This window comes from Arthrobacter sp. NQ7 (assembly GCF_029581595.2).
GTDB lineage: Bacteria > Actinomycetota > Actinomycetes > Actinomycetales > Micrococcaceae > Arthrobacter > Arthrobacter phenanthrenivorans_B.
Genome location: NZ_JARFXU020000006.1, coordinates 84,291 through 105,779, shown reverse-complemented (window position 1 = coordinate 105,779; position 21,489 = coordinate 84,291). Strand labels below are relative to the sequence as shown.

At 66.0% G+C, this 21,489-nt stretch carries 17 protein-coding genes; 3 read left to right on the top strand and 14 right to left on the bottom strand.

Translation table 11 applies throughout. The annotated features are described in order from the left end of the window. Positions 1-87 precede the first annotated feature (87 nt). A complete protein-coding gene (locus tag PUN71_RS09200; RefSeq protein ID WP_502860377.1) occupies positions 88-1,278 on the bottom strand; it encodes a glycosyl hydrolase in 1,191 nt (396 codons plus the stop codon). 268 nt (positions 1,279-1,546) lie between these two features. Between PUN71_RS09200 and PUN71_RS09195 the strand changes: the two genes are divergently transcribed. Further along, positions 1,547-1,957: an Hpt domain-containing protein gene (locus tag PUN71_RS09195; protein ID WP_110543866.1), complete on the top strand. Its 411-nt coding sequence runs from the start codon at positions 1,547-1,549 to the stop codon at positions 1,955-1,957. Here the strand turns inward: PUN71_RS09195 and PUN71_RS09190 are convergent. Further along, positions 1,930-2,694, bottom strand: coding sequence for a response regulator transcription factor (locus PUN71_RS09190; RefSeq protein ID WP_277798139.1), 765 nt, complete (start codon positions 2,692-2,694; stop codon positions 1,930-1,932). The two genes, PUN71_RS09195 and PUN71_RS09190, sit on opposite strands and share 28 nt — an antisense overlap. 94 nt (positions 2,695-2,788) lie before the next feature. Between PUN71_RS09190 and PUN71_RS09185 the strand changes: the two genes are divergently transcribed. Next, on the top strand, positions 2,789-4,444 hold the full coding sequence (locus tag PUN71_RS09185) for an ATP-binding protein (RefSeq protein ID WP_277798138.1): 1,656 nt from the start codon (positions 2,789-2,791) through the stop codon (positions 4,442-4,444). On the opposite strand, the gene PUN71_RS09180 is transcribed toward PUN71_RS09185, so the two are convergent. The 11 genes from PUN71_RS09180 to PUN71_RS09130 all read right to left on the bottom strand — a co-directional run bounded on the left by PUN71_RS09180 (position 4,428) and on the right by PUN71_RS09130 (position 19,209). Further along, positions 4,428-5,684, bottom strand: a complete 1,257-nt coding sequence (locus tag PUN71_RS09180) for a 5-methylcytosine restriction system specificity protein McrC (RefSeq protein ID WP_277798137.1) — start codon at positions 5,682-5,684, stop codon at positions 4,428-4,430. The genes PUN71_RS09185 and PUN71_RS09180 overlap by 17 nt on opposite strands. Beyond that, the gene (locus PUN71_RS09175; protein ID WP_277798136.1) at positions 5,671-7,902 is read right to left on the bottom strand and encodes an McrB family protein; all 2,232 of its coding nucleotides are present in this window, start codon (positions 7,900-7,902) and stop codon (positions 5,671-5,673) included. Before PUN71_RS09175 ends, PUN71_RS09180 begins: the two co-directional genes overlap by 14 nt. A 70-nt stretch (positions 7,903-7,972) precedes the next feature. Further along, a complete protein-coding gene (locus tag PUN71_RS09170) occupies positions 7,973-8,254 on the bottom strand; it encodes a PLDc N-terminal domain-containing protein (RefSeq protein WP_277798135.1) in 282 nt (93 codons plus the stop codon). Between the two features lie 65 nt (positions 8,255-8,319). Next, a complete protein-coding gene (locus tag PUN71_RS09165) occupies positions 8,320-8,736 on the bottom strand; it encodes an acyl-CoA thioesterase (protein ID WP_043451552.1) in 417 nt (138 codons plus the stop codon). A 38-nt stretch (positions 8,737-8,774) separates the two neighbouring features. Then, on the bottom strand, positions 8,775-10,847 hold the full coding sequence (locus PUN71_RS09160; protein ID WP_277798134.1) for an ABC transporter ATP-binding protein: 2,073 nt from the start codon (positions 10,845-10,847) through the stop codon (positions 8,775-8,777). After that, positions 10,844-12,577 carry an ABC transporter ATP-binding protein gene (locus PUN71_RS09155; RefSeq protein ID WP_277798133.1) on the bottom strand — a complete coding sequence of 578 codons (1,734 nt, stop codon included), beginning with the start codon at positions 12,575-12,577 and terminating at the stop codon, positions 10,844-10,846. Before PUN71_RS09155 ends, PUN71_RS09160 begins: the two co-directional genes overlap by 4 nt. Before the next feature lie 151 nt (positions 12,578-12,728). Continuing rightward, positions 12,729-14,972, bottom strand: a complete 2,244-nt coding sequence (locus PUN71_RS09150) for an MDR family MFS transporter (RefSeq protein ID WP_277798132.1) — start codon at positions 14,970-14,972, stop codon at positions 12,729-12,731. After that, the gene (locus tag PUN71_RS09145; RefSeq protein ID WP_043451547.1) at positions 14,965-15,459 is read right to left on the bottom strand and encodes a MarR family winged helix-turn-helix transcriptional regulator; all 495 of its coding nucleotides are present in this window, start codon (positions 15,457-15,459) and stop codon (positions 14,965-14,967) included. Before PUN71_RS09145 ends, PUN71_RS09150 begins: the two co-directional genes overlap by 8 nt. 154 nt (positions 15,460-15,613) lie before the next feature. After that, a complete protein-coding gene (locus PUN71_RS09140; protein WP_277798131.1) occupies positions 15,614-17,314 on the bottom strand; it encodes a thiamine pyrophosphate-binding protein in 1,701 nt (566 codons plus the stop codon). A 3-nt stretch (positions 17,315-17,317) separates the two neighbouring features. Next, entirely contained in the window at positions 17,318-18,382 is a 1,065-nt protein-coding gene (gene speB / locus PUN71_RS09135; protein WP_277798212.1) for an agmatinase, read from the bottom strand. A gap of 251 nt (positions 18,383-18,633) precedes the next feature. Next, positions 18,634-19,209 carry a helix-turn-helix domain-containing protein gene (locus PUN71_RS09130; protein WP_043451541.1) on the bottom strand — a complete coding sequence of 192 codons (576 nt, stop codon included), beginning with the start codon at positions 19,207-19,209 and terminating at the stop codon, positions 18,634-18,636. A 270-nt stretch (positions 19,210-19,479) separates the two neighbouring features. On the opposite strand from PUN71_RS09130, the gene PUN71_RS09125 reads away from it, so the two are divergent. After that, positions 19,480-21,000, top strand: a complete 1,521-nt coding sequence (locus PUN71_RS09125) for a sodium:solute symporter family protein (RefSeq protein WP_043451539.1) — start codon at positions 19,480-19,482, stop codon at positions 20,998-21,000. Between the two features lie 103 nt (positions 21,001-21,103). Here PUN71_RS09125 and PUN71_RS09120 read toward each other — a convergent pair whose 3' ends face one another. Further along, complete coding sequence (locus PUN71_RS09120) at positions 21,104-21,331, bottom strand: hypothetical protein (RefSeq protein ID WP_043451538.1); 228 nt, start codon at positions 21,329-21,331, stop codon at positions 21,104-21,106. Positions 21,332-21,489: the final 158 nt, after the last annotated feature.

Genomic DNA, 21,489 nt, shown 5'->3' with positions numbered 1-21,489 from the left:
GACCTTGATCCCGCCAAGGCAGGATGAATGGGTTGCAGCGGTCAGGCAGCACGCCATTGATGGTTCCGGAGCAGCTTCCCCTATCCCCTAGCTTCTCCGTGCCAGCAGGGCAGACTTGAAAGCAGCCGCCGACGGGTCACTGCTGTTGATCCGCCAGTCCGTCTCCTTCTGCAGGTGGAACCAGACGAAACCCATGACATCCGGCTGGGCGGCAAGATAAGACACCAGGTCGGTGTTCCACGCAGCCTTGGACCCGCCGGACTCGCTGGAGGCTGTTTCAGCGATCAGGACCGGTTTGCCCGGAGCCAGGGCTCGGAGCTGGGAAATCCCCGGGCCAAACAGGTCCACCGGGGAGACCCAGGTGCTCCAGGTTTGCGAGGTGCCCCAGTTGTAGCCGTCCAGGGCCACGATGTCCACGTAACCCGCGCCGGGGAACAAACCGGCCAGTTCGGTGGATCCCCAGTACGGGACGTTCGGCGACCACACCCACTGCACGTTGGCCGCACCTGTGGCGGCGACCACGTCATGCACGTGCCGCCAGGCCGCGACGTAGTCGCCCGCCTGGTTTCCGTTCACGCCTTCCGCCCACGGATACCAGTTGCCGTTCATTTCATGGGCAAAGCGCAGCATCACCGGCTTGCCCCAGGCTGCCAGGGACTGCCCCCACTGGCTGATGGTTCCGTCGAAGTCGCCGGCGGTGATGCGGTTCAACGCGTACGCCGGCTGCTCCACGCCGCCTCCCCACGCCCAGGGCTCCCACGTCACCAGCGGGGTGGCTCCGCGTGAACGTACCGCATCCATCTCAGCTATTGGCGGTGCCTGCAGGAAGTCCTTATAGCTCATCACGATGGACGGAATTTCACCTGCAATGCTGGCCACATCATCCAGTTCGGAACCGGCCAGGGGACCCCCGGCGGTTGCCACCCCAAAGCGCAGGGCGGCAGAGCTGACGGCCGCGGGCTGCGGAGCCGGCGCCGGCGTTGCCGCCTGGACCACGAACGTCGCTGAGGCCTTGATGGACGAGGTCTTGGCCGTAATGGCCAGGTTGCCGGTGGCGGCGGGCGGAATGGTGATGCCGGTACTGAAGGCGCCGGCCGCAGTGGTCTGGAACGGGAAGGTTGTGGAACCCACAATCACTGTCCCCGTGGTGGACGCCTTGAAGCCGGTTCCCGCCACGGTCACGGCAGAACCGGCTGGACCGGACGCCGGGTCCAGCGTGATTTGCGGTGTGGTGGCTGCGCCGGCCGGCTGGACGCTGGCCAAAGCCAGTCCGGCCACGATTAAGAGCGCGACAAATAAAGTCCTGAAAGTTCGGAACACGGCAATCTATCCCCAGATTGAAGGCGGCCCAGGCCGCAGTTGATGTCAATGCAGAAAGCACCGGCCTCGATTTTATGGGCAGAATTGGGCCCTCCGATCAAGAAAACCGCAATTCTTGCCGAGTGTTCTGCGAGCCCGGAGGAACGGTCCTAACCTGAAAAACAGCAAGCAACCCCCGCATAACCGTCCTGTTTTCGGGTCCCCAGTTCCAGCAGAAAGGAGTGTCATGAGCACGTCAGACGAGGCGCCAAGGCCGCTGGTGGACCAGTCAGTCCTGGACCGGTTGCGGGAAGAGCTTGAGGAGGAAGAGGGGTACACCCTGGTCTTCGTGGGGAACTTCATCGAGTACTTGCCCCAACGCCTGGACCGGCTAAGGCTGGCCATGACCACCGGCGACCTGGAGGGCTCCATCGACGCAGTCCTCAGCCTCAAGACCTCAAGCCAGATGGTCGGTGCCGAGCGGCTGGCGGGGCTGGCGCTCGAGCTGGAAAACGAGATCCGGGCCGAGGCCCGCCACGCCGACATGACCGTGGCGTTGCCCAGGCTGGCCGCCACCTACCTGCGGCCCATCACCCAGTGCAGCCGGCAAACCACGCACCGGCTGCAGGCTCAGTGCTGTCCCGGAGCCAAGCGGTAACCCACCCCGCGGACCGTCTGCAGCCACCGCGGCTGCTGCGGCGAATCGCCAAGCTTCTTGCGCAGGTTGCCCATGTGGACCTCCACCGAACGTTCGTCGGCCTCGCTGATGTAACTGCCGACGTCGTAATCCTCGTCCCGGAGCCGCCGCACCAGGTCGGACTTGGTCCGGACCGTCCGGCCGGCTTCCAGGAGCGCATACAGAAGCTCGAACTCCGTGCGGGTCAGGTTCATTTCCCTGCCGTCCACACTGACAGTGCGCGAGGCGTAGCTGAGCTCAAGCCCGTTATGGCTGAAGTTTCCCCGCTCCGGATGGGCCGAGCCGTCCGGTGAGGCATCCACGGCAACCTCGGCCGGGTCCGGAACGGACCGTGGCCGGCGCATCATGGCGGCCACCCGGGCACGTAACTCGCGGGGCCGGAATGGCTTGGTCAGGTAATCATCAGCCCCGGATTCGAGCCCGATCAGGGTGTCCAGTTCCTCGGTACGAGCTGTCAGCATCACAATGTAGGCATCCGAAAACTCCCGGATCTGCCGCGACACCTCAAAGCCGTCAATGTCCGGCAACCCCAGATCAAGGGTAATGACGTCAGGGTTCAGGCTCTTGGCCATCAGGACGCCCTCAGCGCCGCCACTGGCGACGGAGACGTCGAAACCAGCCTGGGTCAGCACAGTGCGAACCAGTTCCCGAATGTCGTGGTCATCTTCGATGACCAGACCCACACGTGCCTCACTCATAGAGCCCCCTCAGTGCCAACGTCAGAAGTATAGCTGGCTGCGGATATCCTGCTGGTATGGCCCCGCATACCCCGACATCCGCGTCCTGCACCCCATGAGCACTCCCACGGCCTGGTCCTCGGGACGCCTGCGGTTCTTCAAGCAGCCCTTCCACGAGTACCGGCTGACGGACCGGGTGGCGATGAGCCAGATGCCCTTGTTCGTGACCACCCTCCTGACAGCTTTCCTGGTGTGGGCGTTCTTCACCGAAACCATGGACAACCCGTTGTTCGTCACCTTCCTGGTGTCCCAGCTGGTCCTCATGGCGCTGTGCTACGTGGTTCCGTGGGACAAGCTGCCGTACACGAGTTTCCTGACCATCCCGATCCTGGATTTCATCTCCATTGCACTCGGCCGGGAAGGCGGCCAGGAGAGCCTCGCGGGTATCAGCCTGCTGGCCGTGTTCCCGGTCATCTGGCTGTGTGCGTCCGGGTTCTATCCACGGGCGGCCTTGTGGCTTTCCTTCCTGGGTCCGCTGGCCATCATTTGGGTGCCGCTGCTCTTGAAGGGCAACTTCACCCCGCAGGACTTTGCCCGGTCCCTGCTGCTGCCGGTCATGATGCTGGGCATCGGCGTGTCCGTGAGCGTACTGACCCTGAGCATGATGCGCCAGCAGAAGCAGCTGGAGGAGAAAGACGAGCAGCTGAGGGCCAGCCTGCGGACCAGCAAGCGCCAGGAGTCGCTGTTGAACACGGTGCTGGACACAGTCCACCTTGGCGTCCTGGCCGTTGACGCCGACGGGCACGACGTCCTGATGAACCGGAAACAGCGCGCCAACCATGAGCTGGCGCGGCCCAAGGACATTGCCGATCCCAACGAGTCCCAGCTGCTGGTGTTCGGGCCGGACCGGAAGACCCTGGTCCCCGTGGAGGAGCGGCCGGTGCGCCGCGCAGTCCTGGGGGAAACCTTCACCGACTACCTGGTGTGGCTGGGCGACGGCAAGGAACAGCGGGCGTTGGTGACCACGGCGCGCGCCATGAAGGATTCCGACGGCAACTTCACCGGCTCGGTGATTGTCTTCAGCGACGTCACCGACCTGGTGAATGCGCTCACCGCCAAGGACGACTTCGTCTCCAGCGTGTCCCACGAGTTCCGTACCCCGTTGACGTCCATCCTGGGCTACGTGGAAATCCTGCTCGCGGACGAACTGGAGGATTCCCAGCGGGACATGCTGGAAATCATCCGCCGCAATTCCGAGCGGCTCCTGACCCTCGTCTCGGACCTGTTGTCCAGCCGCAACGGCCAGTTGATCGTCACGCCCCACGCTGTTGATGTGGCCGAACTCGTGCGTGGCAGCGTGTCCTCGGCCATGCCCAGGGCGGCCGCGGCCGGTGTGGAGCTGCGGGCCGACACCCCGGAGCGGCTGGAAGCCCATGTGGACAGCGCGCGCATCTCCCAGGTCCTGGACAACCTGGTGTCCAACGCCATCAAGTACTCCCCCGGCGGCGGAGAGGTGGTGGTGTCACTGGCCCGCGAGGACGGGCACGTGGCCTGCCGCGTCACGGACACCGGCATGGGCATGACCCCGGAAGACGCCTCCGAGGTCTTCGCCAAGTTCTTCCGCACCAGCAGCGTCCGGCGCACGGCGATACCCGGCGTGGGCCTGGGCCTGCCCATCAGCAAGGCGATCGTGGAGGCACACGGCGGAACCATCGACGTCGACAGCACCCTGGGCGAGGGGACGACCTTTACCTTCAGGGTGCCGGTCTAGCAGCCCGCACAACTTCGCCCCAGGACTGGCGGGCAAGTTCCCTGACCGAAGCAAGGATGGCCGACGGCGGCTGGCTGAGATCCAGCGGATACTCCACGATGTCGATGTCCGTGTTGAGGATCCGGCGCAGCTTCACCTCACCCTGCCCGGCATACACCAGCCAGGCGGTGGGCACGGCGAGCGCCGTGCAGTGGGCGAGCATCTGGTAGTGGTCCGCGGTGAGCGATGCGCCGGCATCGGAGGCTGCCTTGTACTTGGCGTTATAGGCAACGACGGGGCGTCCCCCAAGCATGTGCACCGCGTCCGGCCGCACGGACAGCCGGTCGGAATCGTTCACCGCCTCGCTGAGCAGGGCGTTGTAGCGCAACCGCAGCTCCCCGGGATAGGACGCCATTGCGCTGCGCAGGGCCGTACCCACAAAATCCTCGAACACCTGCGCCATGTCCACCACGAACGCGGCGGTCTGCTGCCGGCCCTCGCCGGCTTCCGCGGACGCGTTCCGCAGGACCAGCCCGGCCAGGCGCAGCACGGCGTGGTAGCGCAGGTTCATCCGGGTGGGCTTCCACGGCGGAACCGGGGAGCCGGCCGGAAGGCGCGTCACGCCGTCGAGCTTTCCCTTGAGCTGGCGCAGGCGGCCCAGCACCTCGGGCCGCACCCCTGGCACCTGCCCCATGCGTTCCAGGGCGGCGCGCAGGATCCGGTTTTCGGCGATGTCCTCGGTGAACTCATCGTACGAAACCTCCAGCGGAACCAGCATGCCGGGGCGGCGGGAGATCTGGTCCGAAATCCGGATCCGGCCCTTCACGGTCCGCAGCGACTCGTCCACCGTCAGGTAACCCTGCAGGACACCGCGGGCAAGCGCCCGCTCGGCCAGCAGCGCCAGCGACTCCGCCAGCGCGCTCCACAGGTCCCGGTCCTCCGCGGCGGCCACCAGGTCCGGCCGGAAGCCCTGCTCCCCCGCATAGCTGAGCAGGAACAGGAGCCGGCTGAGCCCCAGCCGGTCCTTGGGCCGGACGTCGAGCTGGAGGGTGGCCGTCCGCACCGATCCCACCTTGCCCACGGGTTCGATCCGGTACAGTCCCAGGCCCATCGGGGAGGCCTTGGCCAGGCCGCTGGAGTTCAGGAAGGACGCTGTTGGTGCGTCGAGCCGTTCCATCACGCCGCTGGACAGCTCGTCCAGCACCAGGTGCCGGACGGGGCCGGGTGGAGTACCGTGCGCCCGCGGATCAGCGCGCTGCAATGCGCCCCAGCAGCTGGTCCAGCCCGAAGCGTTCCTCCAGCTGCGCGCGGGTGAGCTGGCCGTGGTAGTGCTCCTCCAGCAGCGGCATCAGCTCGTATTTCCAGATCCGGCGCAGCCCCGCCAGGGTCTGGGCCGCCGGCTTCATGAAGTAGGACGGGCCGATCATCAGGTCCCGGTCCCACTCATCAATGGCCGCATTGAGGGCGTCCAGCAGCAGCGCCGGGGTGGAATCCAGCTGCCGGGCCTGCAGGAACCTCAGCAACGAACCCTTGACCGGCTCGGTCTGCGGGTGCAGCTCGATGAAGGAGAAGCGGCGGCGGATGGCGGCATCCATCATGGCGATGGACCGGTCCGCGGTGTTCATGGTGCCGATGATGTACAGGTTGTCCGGCAGCGTGAACGGCTCATTGGGGCTGTACTGCAGGTAGATCCTGTCGTCGCGGTACTCCAGCAGGAAGTACAGCTCGCCGAAGACCTTCGCCAGGTTGGCGCGGTTCATCTCATCGATGATCAGGAAGTAAGGCTTCTTCTCGTTCCCCGGCTTGGCGGCTTCCTCCGCCAGCCGGCGCAGGGGGCCCGCCACCAGCTTGAAGGACACCTGGCCGCCGTCGGTCTTGTCCGGCCGGTAGCCCTCGAAAAAGTCCTCGTAGGCATAGGACGGGTGGAACTGCACCAGCTTCACGCGCTCGTCCGTGGTGTCATCCGCCAGCTCCGCCGCCAGGTGCTTGGCAAGGTAGGTCTTGCCGGTGCCGGGCGGGCCGTAAAGGACCAGCTGCCGGTTCTCCTCCAGCAGGTCGGCAATCTCCTGGAGCGGTTCCAGCTCCATATGCAGGGACGCGGCAAATTGCTGCGTCAGGGGACGGAAGCCTTCCTGGACAGGCGGGACGACGGCGGTGGCGTCCGTGTCGCCGTCGGGCTCGTTTTCCGCCTCGGCAGGGAGCAGCGCCTGCAGTGCCTGGACCACGCGGGTCACGTCCACCACAATGCCCGGGGTGGCGAGCTGGCGCTGGACGTGCCGGGGAAGGCTGGTGGTGGTGTGGCCGTCGTCGAACCAACGCACCTTGCGCCGCAGCCGGCGGTTGTCGTCGTTGTATTCGGGCTCCCCCAGCACGCCGCCCAACCGCACGCTGCCGGCGTGCTGGTAAAGCACCAGGTCCCCCGGCTTCATCACCGTGAGGAAGGCAAACACCGCGGTCTTGGTGTCCTCGCGCTCCACGTAGCCAAGGTGTTTGTAGTCCTCATCCACCGCGTGCTGGACCAGGCCGGCGGGAACCCCGTGGTCCAGGTGGCGGAGATGTTCGACGTCGAGCGTCACCTTTTCCTCGTGGTGCCAGGCGGTGAGCAGCTCGGCCTGGTCGCTGTGCGTGCGCAGCAGCCAGGCCCGGCGCCCGGGGTCGCCCACTTTGCGCCACTGGCTGACGAGCTGCCGGGAGTACCAGTCGATGCGCTGGCCGGCCTGCTCGTCAAGGTGCAGGCGGATGCGGTGGATGTCGGCGGTGATGTCCTCTTCGGTGTCGCCGTTGGCGCCGCCCACCAGGGAGGCGAAGGCATCCCGGATCTCCTGCCGCTCGACGTCGGCGACGACGGGCTCGAAGTAACTGGGCCAGGCAAGGAATTCGATGCTGCGGCGGATGGCGGGCTGGTCGTCAGGGGTGGAGGCGGCGAGGCGGTGGAACTGCAGCGGATCGTTGATGGCCGCCTGGACCACGGCGGCGGGCCGCTGGGCGACGTTCCGGACGAAGCGGCAGAGCCATTTGAGGTGGTCCCAGATGGTCCAGTTGAATTCTGCCGTCCGGTCACGGATGACGCCGTGGTCCGTCATGCCCGCATACAGCTCCCCGGGGAGCTCCAGCGGCGGTTCCAGCCAGCCTGCGGCCTCTGCCACGCGGGCTCGCTTGACCTTCAGGGACTTCACTTCGTGGGCCAGCGGGAGGGACTGCAGGAAGAGCAGCTCCACAGCCAACTGCTTGGCCCCGCGGGTGGCGCCCTCCAGGTTCTCCCGGAGGTTGGTCATCATCGGCGCCTTGGGGTCGGCGATCCCCCGGTCCAGGCGGTCCAGCAATTCGACGGCCGCCGGAACGGACCACGTCCTGGTGCGGCCGTCCAGGGGCGACGCCTTGCCCAGCAGGCCCGGCCCCAGCACAAACCAGGCCGCATCCTCAATCTCCTTGGAGATGCCGAGGGCGCGGGTCATGGCAGCAGTGGCAGTGGGGGTCATGCCCTCAAATTTACAGGGTCAAGCTGGGCGCCCGCTCCACGCCGCCTGGATTGCCCGGCTTCCTGCCGCCCTATTTGCCGGTGGCGGACCGCTTCCTGCCGAAGACGAAGTACCCCATGGGACCGATGAAATTGATGAAGGATGCCGCCCGCCATGCGGCCTTGGGCCCGTTGATGAGCGCGGCGGGCCGGCGGGAGATGTCGCGCTGCGCGGCCACCAGCAACGACACCTGGACGATGGCGGTGATGATGATTCCTGCCCTGCCTGACGGGGACATTTCCTTCCAGGTCTTCTTCTGCCTGCCGGCATGGGTCCTGCGGCTCTTGTTCATTTTCATTTTGTTCCTTGCCATGGGACTTCCTTTCAATGTGGATCGTTATTCCAGTCCAGTCACCCGGTGCCGTCCTGACCAGAGTCTTAGTGCCTGTAGGGGGCCATCCGGTCTTTCTGTTCCTGGGTGAGCCTTTGCACCCGGCCGGTTGCCTCGTCAACGAAGGCCAGGTGGCTGCTGGCCTTCACGCAGTCCTCCCGCGTGACGGGATCCTGGAGGAGGTAGTGGATGTCGAAGCTGGCCCCCTTGACGGCGCCGATCCACACCTGCACGACCGCAGGAACGTTGCGGTATTCCAGCGTCCTGACATAGCGGATCTTGTGGTCCACCACCAGTGCCAGGGTTCCGTCGGGGACATCGTTGAACAGGGACACCGGCGGCTCCATGCCGGGAAGTCCCGCGCCCCTTGGCGGCCCGAAGGCGGCGATCCGCGCCTCCTCCAGCATCCTGACAATCTGGACGTTGTTGATGTGGCCGTAAGCGTCCATATCGCCCCAGCGCATCGGCACCAGGACTTCGATCCGCTGGCCGCCGTGCGCGCTCAGCTGTGGACCGCCGTCGAATCATCCACCGGAAGTTCCCCGGCGTCGGCACCGGCAAACTGCGACATGTAGAGGCGGTGGTATGCCCCGCCGGCGGCGAGCAGCACCTGGTGGTTGCCCTGTTCCACGATCCGTCCGTTTTCCATAACCAGGATGGTATCGGCATCGCGGATGGTGGAGAGCCGGTGCGCGATCACGAAGCTGGTCCGGTCGGAGCGCAGGGCTGCCATGGCTTTCTGTACCAGCAGTTCGGTGCGGGTATCCACGGAACTGGTGGCCTCGTCCAGGATCAGCAGCGACGGGTTGGCCACGAAGGCCCGGGCGATGGTGATCAGCTGCTTCTCGCCGGCGCTGACGTTGTTGCCCTCTTCGTCAATCACGGTGTCGTAGCCATCGGGCAGGGCCCGGACGAACCGGTCAACGAACGTGGCCTTCGCCGCCGCCATGACCTGCTCCTGCGTGGCGTCGAGGTTGCCGTAGCGGATGTTCTCGTAGATGGAGCCGCCGAACAGCCACGCGTCCTGCAGCACCATGCCCACCTTGGACCGCAGCTCGGACCTGCTGAGGTGGGTGATGTCCACGCCGTCCAGCAGGATGGCGCCCGCGTTGAGCTCGTAGAACCGCATCACCAGGTTCACCAGCGTGGTCTTGCCCGCGCCGGTGGGACCCACGATGGCCACCGTGTTGCCCGGCTCTGCCGTGAAGGACAGGTTCTCGATGAGGGGCTTGTCCGGGGTGTAGCTGAAGGTGACGTTCCTGAAGTCCACGTGGCCATCCGTCTTGGCCGGCAGGTGCTCGGTGGCCGTTTCGGTGTCCTGCTCCTCGGCGTCCAGGAACTCGAAGACGCGCTCCGAGGATGCAACGCCGGACTGGAGCATGTTGGCCATGCCCGCCATCTGGCCCAGGGGCTGGGTGAACTCGCGGGAGTACTGGATGAAGGCGGTGGCGTCGCCCAGGGACATGGCTCCGGAGGCCACGCGGAGCCCGCCCACCACTGCGATGCCCACGTAGCTGAGGTAGGAGACGAACTGCATCACGGGGAAGATGATTCCGGAGACGAACTGCGCTCCGAAGCTTGCCTTGTACAGTGCCTCGTTGCGCTCTTCGAACCGTGCCAGCATGTCGGCGTCGCGGCCAAAGACACGCACGAGGTCGTGCCCGGAAAAGGATTCCTCGATCTGGCCGTTCAGTGATCCGGTGTTCTTCCATTGGGCGGCAAAGAGCTTCTGGCTCCGGACGCCGATCATTCCGGCGGCCACCCCGGACAGCGGGAGGGCCACCAGCGCGATCAGGGCCAGCTGCCAGGAAACAATGAACATCATGATCACGATGCCCACCACGGTCAGCAGGGAGTTGACCAGCTGGGCGAAGGCCTGCTGGAGCGCCTGCTGGATGTTGTCGACGTCGTTGGTCACCCGGGACAGGACGTCGCCGCGCTGCCGGGTGTCGAAGTAGTTCAGGGGCAGGCGGTTCAGCTTGGTTTCGGTATCGTCGCGCAGCCGCCGGATGACCTTCATGACAATCCGGTTCAGCACATACCCCTGCAGCCACATGAAGATGTTCGCCACGAAGTACATGAGCAGGACGGTGGCGATCAGCATGGTGAGCTTGTCGAAGTTGATGCCTGTGCCGGGCACCAGTTCCATGCGGGAGACCATGTCCGCGAAATTGTCCTGGCCCTGCTGGCGGAGGCCGGCAACGAACTGTTCCTTGCTGGCTCCGGCCGGAAGCTGCCTGCCCACCACCCCGGCGAAGATGACATCCATGGCCTGGCCAAGGATCTTGGGGGCAATGACGTTCAGGACCACGGAGACGACCACCAGGCCCACCACGGCGTAGATGCCCAGTGCCTCGGGCTTCAGCAGCCCCATGAGCCGTTTCGCGGACGGCCAGAAGTGCTCGGCTTTCTTGGCCGGCATGGCACCGAACATGCCGCCGTCAGCCTCGGTGGGCTGGAACTCCTCTTCGACGAAATCGTCGTCCGCAGGTTCTGCGGCGGGCTGCGCTGCACCGGGCTGAACGTCACCGGACTGGGCGTCCACCGCGGTGGCGTCCTTCTTGCGGGGGCTCATGCCACTTCCTCCACGCTGAGCTGGGATTCGACAATTTCCTGGTAGGTGGGCGAGGTTTCCAGGAGTTCCTCGTGCGTGCCGCGGTCCACGATCCGTCCGTTGTCCAGCACCAGAATCTGGTCAGCGCCGGTGATGGTGGAGATCCTCTGGGCCACGATGATGACGGTGGCATCGGCCGTGGTGCTCCTGAGCGCGGCTCGCAGCCGTGCATCCGTGGCGACGTCAAGGGCGGAGAAGGAGTCGTCAAAAAGGTAGACACGGGGCTTGGTCACCAGGGCGCGGGCAATGCAGAGCCGCTGCCGCTGGCCGCCGGAGACGTTGGTACCGCCCTGGGAGATCCTGGATTCCAGGCCGTTCTTCTTGTCCCGCACGAAAGAGTCACCCTGGGCTATCCGGAGGGCCTCCCAGAGTTCCTGCTCCGTTGCCTCGGTCTTGCCGAACCGGAGGTTGTGCGCGATGGTGCCGGAGAACAGGTAGGGACGCTGCGGCACCAGGGCCACGCGCCTGGTGATCTCGGCGCGGTCCAGCCGGTCCACGGGGACGCCGTCCAGCAGGACCTGGCCTTCTGCGGGGTCGTACAGCCGCGGCAGGAGGGACAGGAGCGACGTCTTTCCGGCACCTGTTGAACCGATGATGGCGATGGTCTGGCCGGGACGGGCAGTGAAGCTGATGTTGCTGAGCACCGGGGCTTCGGCTCCCGGATAGGCGAACGTGACGTTCCGGTACTCCACCACGCCCTCCAGTGCAGCCGGCGCCTGCGGGTTTTGGGGGTCGTGGATAGAGGGTTCGACGCCGAGCACCTCACCGATGCGGTCCGCGCAGACCGAGGCCCGCGGGATCATCATGGCCATGAAGGTGCCCATCATGACGGCCATCAGGATCTGCAGCAGATACTGCAGGAAGGCGGTGAGGGAGCCCACCTGCATGGCGCCGGCGTCCACCCGCTGGCCGCCAAACCAAAGAACCGCAGCGGTGGACAGGTGCAGGATCATGCTGATGGCCGGGAACATCAGCACGAACAGCGCGCCAATGCGCAGCGAAACGTCCGTCAGTTCCTTGTTGGCGGCGCCGAAGCGGTCCGTTTCATAGGGTTCACGCACGAAGGCCCGGACCACCCGGATACCGATGATCTGCTCGCGGAGTACGGCGTTGATCCGGTCGATCTTCCTTTGCATGGAGCGGAACAGCGGCATCAACCGGACCACCAGGTACCCCACCACGACTGCCAGCAGGGGAACGGACACCCAGACCAGCCAGGACAGGTTGATGTCCTCGCGCAGGGCCATGATGATGCCGCCGATGCACATGATGGGTGTGGCCACCATGAAGTTCAGCCCCATCAGCAGGAGCATCTGCACCTGCTGCACGTCGTTGGTGCCACGGGTAATCAGGGTGGGTGCCCCGAACGCGTTGACATCCTTGGCGGAGAAGCTGGTGACTTGTCGGAAGACCGCACGGCGCAGGTCCCTGCCCACGGCCATGGCGGTTCTGGAGCCGAAATAGACGCCGGCGATGGCTGCAGCCACCTGGGCGAAGGCCACCAGCAGCATCACCGCACCCGTGCGCCAGATGAAGTCGGTGTCCCCCCGCGCCACACCGTCATCGATGATTTGGGCGTTCAGGCTGGGCAGGTAGAGGGCTGCAATGGTGGAGGCGAGCTGGAAAACAACGACAGCCAGGATGTACGGCGCATACGGTTTGGAGTAGCGCCGTATAAGGGTGAGGAGCATGGACTCAACTCTAGTGATGCCCACTGACATTGAGGCCCCTCGAAGGCACTTTTCCTGTCCGGGAAGCCACAGTTAACGGCAGGGCCGCAGCCCGCCTCCGGTTCTCCGGTGCGGGCTGCGGCCCTCGTGGTGCTGCTGTCGTGCCGGTTGGTTACTGTCCCCGGCCCGGTTCAGTGCCTTCGGTGCCGGCACCGGCGGGGGGTGCGGCGGCGCTGTGCCGGCCGTGACCGGCCAGGTACAGCGCGGCTGCGGCCTGGAGCTTGCGTTCCTTCAGGAGCTTGCGCTGCAGCCTGCTGAGCTCTGCCGCCGTGGCTGCCTGCCTGGCCGCCACCTCCTGCTGCGAGCGCAGCTGTTCCTGGATGTTCAGGACCAGGCCGCCCAGTTCGGCCTGCTGCCGGGCCAGCAGGTGCTGGGTGTCCTGCAGCTTCTGCAAAGTGGCGGCGGCGCTGGCGAGGGCGTCGGCGGCTTTCCCGGTCCGGTCCGCCTCCGTCCGGTCCGCCTCGATCTGGTACGCGGGGCGCAGGTCCAGGTCTTCGGAACGGAAGCTCCGTGCGAAGGCTTCCTCAAAGTCCTCCGTGGCCACCCGGCCGGCGGCCGCGGCGGCGGCGGCAGCCCCGCCGTCGTACGTCTTGGCCGGGGCTGTGGGCAGGCCCGAACGGACCGCACCCTGGGTGGCCATCCGCACACCGTCACGCACGTCCCCATCCCGCGATTCGCCGGAAACCATGGGAAGCTGGCCGGTCATGGCCGTCATCCCTGCTTCGCCCGCCGCGTTGGCCTGCAGTGTGGCCTCGGGGGTGATGTCAACCGTCTTGCGCAGCGGGACTTCCTTGATGAAGAGCACTGCGAGAAGGGCAACGGCGCTTACGACGGCGGAGATCATGAAGATGCCCGCTGTGGCGTCACCGTAGGCGGCGCGCATGACGTCGGCAATCGGGGCCGGCAGGTCCTTCAGGTCCAGCGTGGCGCCGCTGTTTCCGCCGGCCGGGATGCCGAGCTTGGCCAGCCCGTCGGTGGCCAGGTCCTTGACGTGGTTTGCCATGACGGCGCCCAGGACGGAGACACCGATCGCGCCGCCGACCGAACGGAAGAAGGCAACGGAGGCGCTGGCCGAGCCGATGTCCTTGGCCTGGACGGTGTTCTGGACGGCAAGGACCAGGTTCTGCATCAGCATGCCCAGCCCGATGCCGAAGATGCCGGTGTAGAGGCCGGTCAGCCAGAGTTCGGTGGTGTGGTCCATGGTGCCGGCCAGCGCCAGGCCACCGATCAGCAGGATGGTGCCGCCGATCAAAAAGCGCTTCCACTTGCCGTAGCGGCTGATCAGCTGGCCGGAGACGACGGAACCGATGAGGTTGCCGGCGATCATGGGCAGCGTGAGCAGGCCGGCCTCGGTGGGCGTTGCGCCGCGGGCCACCTGGTAGTACTGGCCCAGGAAGGTGGAGGAACCGAACATGGCCACACCCACTGCCACGGAGGCGACGATGGCCAGGGCGGTGGTGCGCTCGGAGATGATCTTCAGCGGGATGATCGGCTGGGACACCTTGGACTCGACCAGTACCAGCAGGGCGAGCAGGAGGACGCCGCCGCCCACCATCACCGCGGTCTGCCAGGACCACCAGTCGTAGTAGTCGGCCTTGCCGGCGAAGGAGACCCAGATCAGGAGCAGGCTGACGCCGGAGGTGAGCAGGATGGCGCCAAACCAGTCGATCTTGGCGGGGCGTTTGATGTGCGGAACCTTGAGCGTGACCTGCAGCAGGATCAGGGCGACGACGGCGAGCGGCACGCAGACGAAGAACGTCCAGCGCCAGCCAAGCGCGCTGTCCACGATGAAGCCGCCCAGCAGTGGGCCACCGGCCGTGCCCACGGCCATGACGGCACCCATGTAGCCCGAGTACTTCCCGCGTTCACGCGGCGGAATGATGGAGCCGATGATCGCCTGGGCCAGCGCGGTCAGGCCGCCCATGGCGATGCCCTGGATCACGCGGGCTGTGAGCAGGAACGGGATGTTCTCGGAGAAACCGGCCATGACCGAGCCCGCCACGAAGATCACGATGCTGAGCTGGACCAGGACCTTTTTGTCGAAGAGGTCGGCGAGCTTGCCCCAGATGGGGGTGGTGGCGGCGTTGGCCAGCAGCGCGGCCGTAATCACCCAGGCGAAGTCCGTCTGGGTGCCCTTGAGCTCGGACATGATGGTGGGCAGCGCGTTGGCCACGATGGTGCTGCTGAGGATTGCGGTGAAGAAGGCGGCGAGCAGGCCGGTCAGGGCCTCCATGATCTGCCGGTGGTTCATGGGCGCACCGGGTTCGTGGCGCTTGGATTGCCGCGACTCCTGCTTGACGGTGCGTTCGCGCTGGCGCTCCCGTTCCTGGTCCGCGGCGGCGGTGACGTTAGCCATTGATGGACTCCTGCGTGGTGTGTTCGGTGGTGGTTCCGGCCGCCCTTGCCCGGATGGAGTTCTTCAGGGATGTGGTGAGTTTGTTGAGCATTGCGGCTGTGGCCACGGCGTCGTCCTCGTTCCAGTCGGCGAGGTAGGCCTGCAGTGTTTCCGCCCTATGCCGCACCAGCTCCGCCAGTTTTTCCTTCCCGCGCGGGGACAGTGCCAGCAGTTGGGCCCGGCCATCGTCCGGGTCCGGAGTGCGGATCACCAGGCCTGCGTCCGCAAGCTCGGCCACGTGCCGGCTGAGCACGGGCGGGCTGACCCCCAGGCGCTCGGCCAGGTGTGCGGCCCGGGTCTCCCCCTCGCCGATGAACTTGAGCACGCCCTGGAGGGCAATGCCCGTGTCCTGGCCCTTGACGTTGATGGTGGTGACGCAGCGCAGGGCGCGCTGGAGGTCGAAAATGTGGCTGACGAGGTCGGCTGCGGTGGCCGGTGCGACAGACATGATCCTCCCTAAGGAATTAGTTGCTGCAAGCAACTGTATCAGAAAAAGGTTGCTTAGGGAAACGAAGTTATTGGTCATGCCCCTTAAACCAACAGCGCTCCCCCGCTTGAGCCGGTGGGGCAAAAGCGAAGGAGCGCGCGGGTTATTGCTGGAATCAGTCGCCCAGGTGGGTGGGCCCGAACATCTTCAGGAGGGTTTCCACCACGACGACGTTCGGCCCGTCCGCGGCAAACCCTGCCTTGAGAGCGTCCCCGACATTTTCCGGGGCAACCCGGGTGGCGGGGACCCCGAAGGATTCGGCGAGCTTAACGAAATCCGGGCGCGCAAGTTCGGTGGCGGTGGCTTTGCCGAAGGCGCCGACCATGTATTCGCGCAGGATGCCGTAACCGCCGTCGTCCACGATCAGCCAGGTGACCGGGATATTGTGCTGCCTGGCGGTGGCCAGTTCGGCGATGGAGTACATGGCCGACCCGTCACCGGACACCGCGAGTACCCGGGCTGAGCCGGCTTCATTGCCCACTGTTTCCAGGCCGACCGCTGCGCCAATGGCACCGGGAAACGCGAAGCCAAGGCCGCCGGCTCCCTGGGCCGAGTGGAACTGTCCGTCCCGGGCGTCCCAGCAGGACCAGCCCCAGTAGGCGGCGATGGTCATGTCCCAGAAGGTCTGCATGTCCGCCGGGACCGCTTCACGGATATCGGCCATGAACTTCAGCTCCTTGGCCAGGTCCTGCGATTCCAGCCGGGCCCTTACCTTGGCCAGGGACTCCTTGACCAGGGTTTCGGGAGCCACGCCATGCCAGTCCGGAGCGGTCCGGGACGGGTCAGCAACCAGTGCCGCGTCCAGCGCCGTCAGGGCCTGGCCGGCGTCGGCCCGGATGCCCAGGCCGGGCCGGTTCGATTCCAGAACCCGGGGTTCGGCGTCGATCTGGATGATGCGTCCGCGCGGTTCGAAGGTGAAGTAGTTGGACGTCACTTCGCCAAGGGATGACCCGATGACCAGCAGCACGTCGGCGTCCTCCAGGACGTCGGTCATGTAGCGGTCCTCGATCCAGGCCTGCAGCGACAACTCGTGGTGCCACGGGAACGCGCCGTTGCCGCCCGGCGTGCAGATGACCGGGGCGCGCAGTTTCTCCGCGACGGACAGCAGCGCCTTTTCCGCCTTTCCACGGCGGGTGCCGCCGCCGGCGATGATTGCCGGCCGCTTGGCCCGTTCCAGCCACTTCACGGCCTCGCGCACCAGTTCGATCCGCGGCGGGTTGTCTGCTGCCTCTGCCAGGGCATCCTCCACCGGCGGGACCAGGATGGGATCAAGGAGCACGTTCTGCGGGATCTCCAGCCAGACCGGACCCTGCGGGGACGAGATCGCCTCGGTCCAGGCATCCTGGATGGCCGACGGGATGCCCGAGGCGTGCTGGATCAGCCGCTGGCTCTTGGTGACGTTGGCGGCCGAGGCCTTCTGGTCATCGAGCTGGTGCAGCATGCCCTTGCGCCGCGCGCCCAGGCCTTCCAGGGGAATCTGGCTGGCCACCACCACCATGGGCACGCCGGTGGCGTACGCCTCCTGGAGGCCGGCCAGCGACGTCAGTGCGCCGGGGCCGGTGGACAGGAAAAGGACGCCCACCTCACCGGTGGCACGGGAGTAACCGTCAGCGGCGAAGGCGCTGTTGTTCTCGATCCGGGAGGAGACAAACCGGAGGTTGCCGCGGCCCATGGCATCGAAGAGTCCCAGGGCGTGCTGGCCGGGGATGCCAAAAACGGTCTTCGCGCCGAGGGCCTCAAGGGTTTCGACGACGAGGTCCCCGCCGTTGCGCGGACCGCTCCCGTGTTCGGCCGCCAATGGGTCTGATTCGGTCACGGCCTACTCCTTGGTGGCGGCAGCGAAACCGGCAGGCCGGCGGGCTTCCTGGCCTAGGGCCTGGGCCTGATACCCGGTCTCCGCGCCAAAGCGGTCCCCCGGCAGGGCGTTGTCCGCCATCAAAGTGACGAGTTCGTAGGCCACATGGCTGGCGGCTACGCCGGTGATCTCGGCATGGTCGTAGGCCGGGGAAACCTCCACGACGTCGGCGCCCACCAGGTTCATGCCGCGGAAGCCGCGGATGATTTCCAGGAGTTCCCGGCTGGTGATGCCGCCCGCTTCGGGCGTGCCCGTGCCCGGCGCGTGGGCCGGATCCAGGACGTCGATATCCACCGAGATGTAGAGCGGCCGCTTGCCGATGCGGTCACGGACCTTGGCCACGGTTTCCAGGACACCCTGGTAGTAGACGTCCGCGGAGGTGACGATCCCGAACCCGAAGCGGTGGTCGTCGTCGAGGTCCTTCTTGCCATAGAGCGGGCCACGGGTGCCGATGTGGCTGATGGCTTCCGTGTCCAGGATGCCTTCCTCCACTGCGCGGCGGAAGGGTGTGCCGTGGGTGTATTCAGCACCGAAGTAGGTGTCCCAGGTGTCCAGGTGCGCATCGAAGTGGAGCATGGCGATGGGTTCGCCGGCACGCTCGGCCGCGGCGCGCAGCAACGGGAGGGCGATGGTGTGGTCCCCGCCCAGGGTCAGCAGCTTGCTCCCCGCTGCCGTGAGGTCCAGGGCGTTCTGCTGGATGGTCTCGATGGCCTCGTTGATGTTGAAGGGGTTGACGGCCATGTCGCCGGCATCGGCAACCTGGATGTTCTCGAACGGGCTGACGTCCCAGGCCGGGTTGTAGGGGCGCAGCAGGCGGCTGGCCTCACGGACATGGTTGGCGCCGAAGCGGGCCCCCGGGCGGTAGGAAACGCCCGAATCGAAGGGCACGCCCACCACGGTCACATCAGCCTTGTCCACCTGGTCCAGGCGCGGAAGCCGGGCATACGTGGCAGCCCCGGCGTAGCGGGGAATCCGGGATGAATCGATGGGGCCAAGGTTGCCGTTGGCTTCAATGCGCAGCTCTTCCAATGGAGGCCTCTCCTTCGAGGAGTTGAGGGACTGTGTGACTGCAATCATACACTTTGGTTTTCCAATGAGCATCAGCTGTTTACCAATAGCTTGCCCGTCGTCGAACGCCCCGTCACGCAGAGCACGTTTTGGACAGCCGGAAGCTGCAGGAAACCCGCGATCTCAAGGGAAGCCAGGCAGGCAACGGACCAAAGAGTGCTCCGCGTGACGCCGGAACGAAGCCGGGCAGGAAGGCACGCGCAGGAACCGGGTCAGCGGCTGGCGGCAGGCACCAGGACCCAAAGCACCTCGACCGGCTTGTCCGTCGGGTTGACCCAGGTATGGGGTTCGCGGCCCGGGAAGGTCACGGTGTCGCCGGTGTTGAGGTCGTATTCCTCGTTGGTGAGGATCAGCTTGATGGACCCCTTGACCACGTGCAGCACATCGACGTCGCAGTCGACCGCATACAGTTCGGACTCGCCGCGGCCGTGCGGTTCGATCACGGCCTGGATGATCTGGACCCGGCGCTCGGAGCGCGCGGTCAGGAGCCGCTCCACGATGCCCTGGCCGCCCAGCGAGATCCGGGGGCCGTCATTCCGCCGGGTGAGGTGGGTTTCGGGCGCCGCGAACAGATCACCGATGGAAATGGACAGCACCTGGCACAGCGTCACCAGCGAGGCAACGGACGGCGAGGTCAGGTCGCGCTCCACACGGCTGAGGAATCCCTTGGTCAGCCCGGTCGCATCGGCCACCTGCTCAATGGTGAGCCGCTGGGACTGCCGCGCGGCCCTGATCCGGGACCCGATGGCCACCGGGACGTTGCTGGGCTCAACTGGCAGTGCCTTCATCTACGAACCTTTCATGGCCGGCAGCCCGGCTCCGCTCTCGAGCCATACTAATGGGCGCCGCTTTTGTGACGCGCCCATGCCACACGTCGCCGCGGCAGCATTCCCCCGACCTTGACTGTTGCGGCCGTCACACCCTATCTTTGGAAACTCCTGTTGCCTATAGGGCAATAACCCTCCCAGGCAATAACAGGGTCCCTCTCCGTTCATCCCCGGCAGTACGGGCGCCCCGCACCCGAACACCCGGATCCCAACAGCTCCAAGGAGCCATCTATGGATGCCAGTGCCATCAACATCGCCATTGTGGTGGTGTACCTCCTCGCAATGCTGGCCTTCGGTTGGTGGGGAAAGTCCCGCACCCGAAACAACAGCGACTTCCTGGTGGCCGGCCGCCGCCTTGGACCATTCCTCTACACCGGGACCATGGCCGCCGTCGTCCTGGGCGGCGCCTCCACCGTGGGCGGCGTCGGGCTGGGCTACAAATTCGGCATTTCCGGAATGTGGCTGGTGGTGGCCATCGGCGCCGGTGTCCTGCTGCTGAGCCTGCTCTTTGCCGGGACCATCCAAAAGCTGAAGATCTACACGGTGTCCCAGATGCTCACCCTGCGCTACGGCAGCAAGGCAACCGAAGCTTCCGGCATCGTCATGCTTGCCTACACGCTGATGCTCTGCGCCACCTCCACCGGCGCCTACGCCACCATCTTCGTGGTCCTCTTCGGCCTGGACCGCGCACTGGCCATCGCCATCGGCGGCGCCATCGTGCTGGTCTATTCGACCGTTGGCGGCATGTGGTCCATCACGCTCGCAGACCAGGTCCAGTTCGTCATCAAGACCGTAGGCATCTTCTTCCTCATGCTCCCGTTCACCCTGAACGCCGCCGGTGGCCTGGACGGCATCCGCAGCCGTGTGGACGCCAGCTTCTTCCAGATGGACGGCATCGGGGTCCAGACCATCATCACCTACTTCGTGGTCTACACCCTGGGCCTGCTGATCGGCCAGGACATCTGGCAGCGCGTGTTCACTGCAAAGACCCCCAAGGTTGCGCGCTGGGGCGGCGCCACGGCCGGCATCTACTGCATCCTCTACGGCGTGGCCGGGGCCCTGATCGGCATGGCCGCCAACGTGGCCCTGTCCAACGTCAAGATTGCCGCCAAGGATGACGTCTACGCCGAGGTTGCCCAGCACATCCTCCCGGTCGGCATCGGCGGGCTGGTCCTCGCCGCCGCCGTGGCAGCCATGATGTCCACCGCCTCGGGCGCCCTCATCGCCGCCGCGACCGTGGCCCGCGCGGACGTCCTGCCATTCGTGGCCGGCTGGTTCGGCAAGACGGTGGAGACCGGGGACACCGAAAATCCGGAGCATGACGTCAAAGCAAACCGCATCTGGGTCCTGGTGCTGGGCGTCGTCGCGATCGTCATTGCCATCATTACCAAGGACGTCGTGGCGGCCCTGACCATCGCCTACGACATCCTGGTGGGCGGCCTCCTGGTGGCCATCCTTGGCGGCCTGGTCTGGAAGCGCGGCACCGGCATGGCTGCGGCGGCGTCCATGGCCGTTGGTTCGGTGGTGACGCTGGGGACCATGATCATCCTGGAGGTGAACGCCAAGGAACCGCTGGACGGCATCTACGCCAACGAGCCCATCTACTACGGGCTGATCGCCTCGGCCGTTGTCTACATTGCAGCCTCGCTGTTCACCCCGCCCACGGACCCCGCCGTCATGCAGGCATGGCAGCGCCGGGTCTCGGGCCAGGGCGCGGAGGAAACCCCGGAGGAAGTCCTCGCCGGACGCTGATCCCAGGCATTCAAGCCCAAGCAATAAAGTACGACGACGGCACCTCCTTTCGCATGGCAGCGAAAGGAGGTGCCGCCGTCGTCAGTCCTGGCCGCCCCTGTTTCTAGCCTTCCGTGTCGCGGGGCTCGTCGTCATCCAGCGGGACCTCGCGGTCCTCGGCGTCGATGACGATCGGTGGCGCCTGGACCACGGGCTCTTCCTCGTCGACGATGTCGTCCTCTGCGACCCAGGTTTCATCGTCAACCGGTGCATCTTCCGCGTAGTCGTAGGCGGGATCCGCCTCCACGGCGTCAAGGTGCGGCATGTCCGGGTGCTGTCCGGTGGTGCTCATGATCGAACCTCCGTAAGTTCGCCTGACGTGCTCTTTCAGGGAGGGCGCAGGCTGCGCCACCCCTTCATCACAGCACCGCGCACCGGACGGGTCAATAGCCGTCACAGCACCCAGCGGCAGGTGGACGAACGGCGGCAGGAGCTGCGGATTTAAGGCAA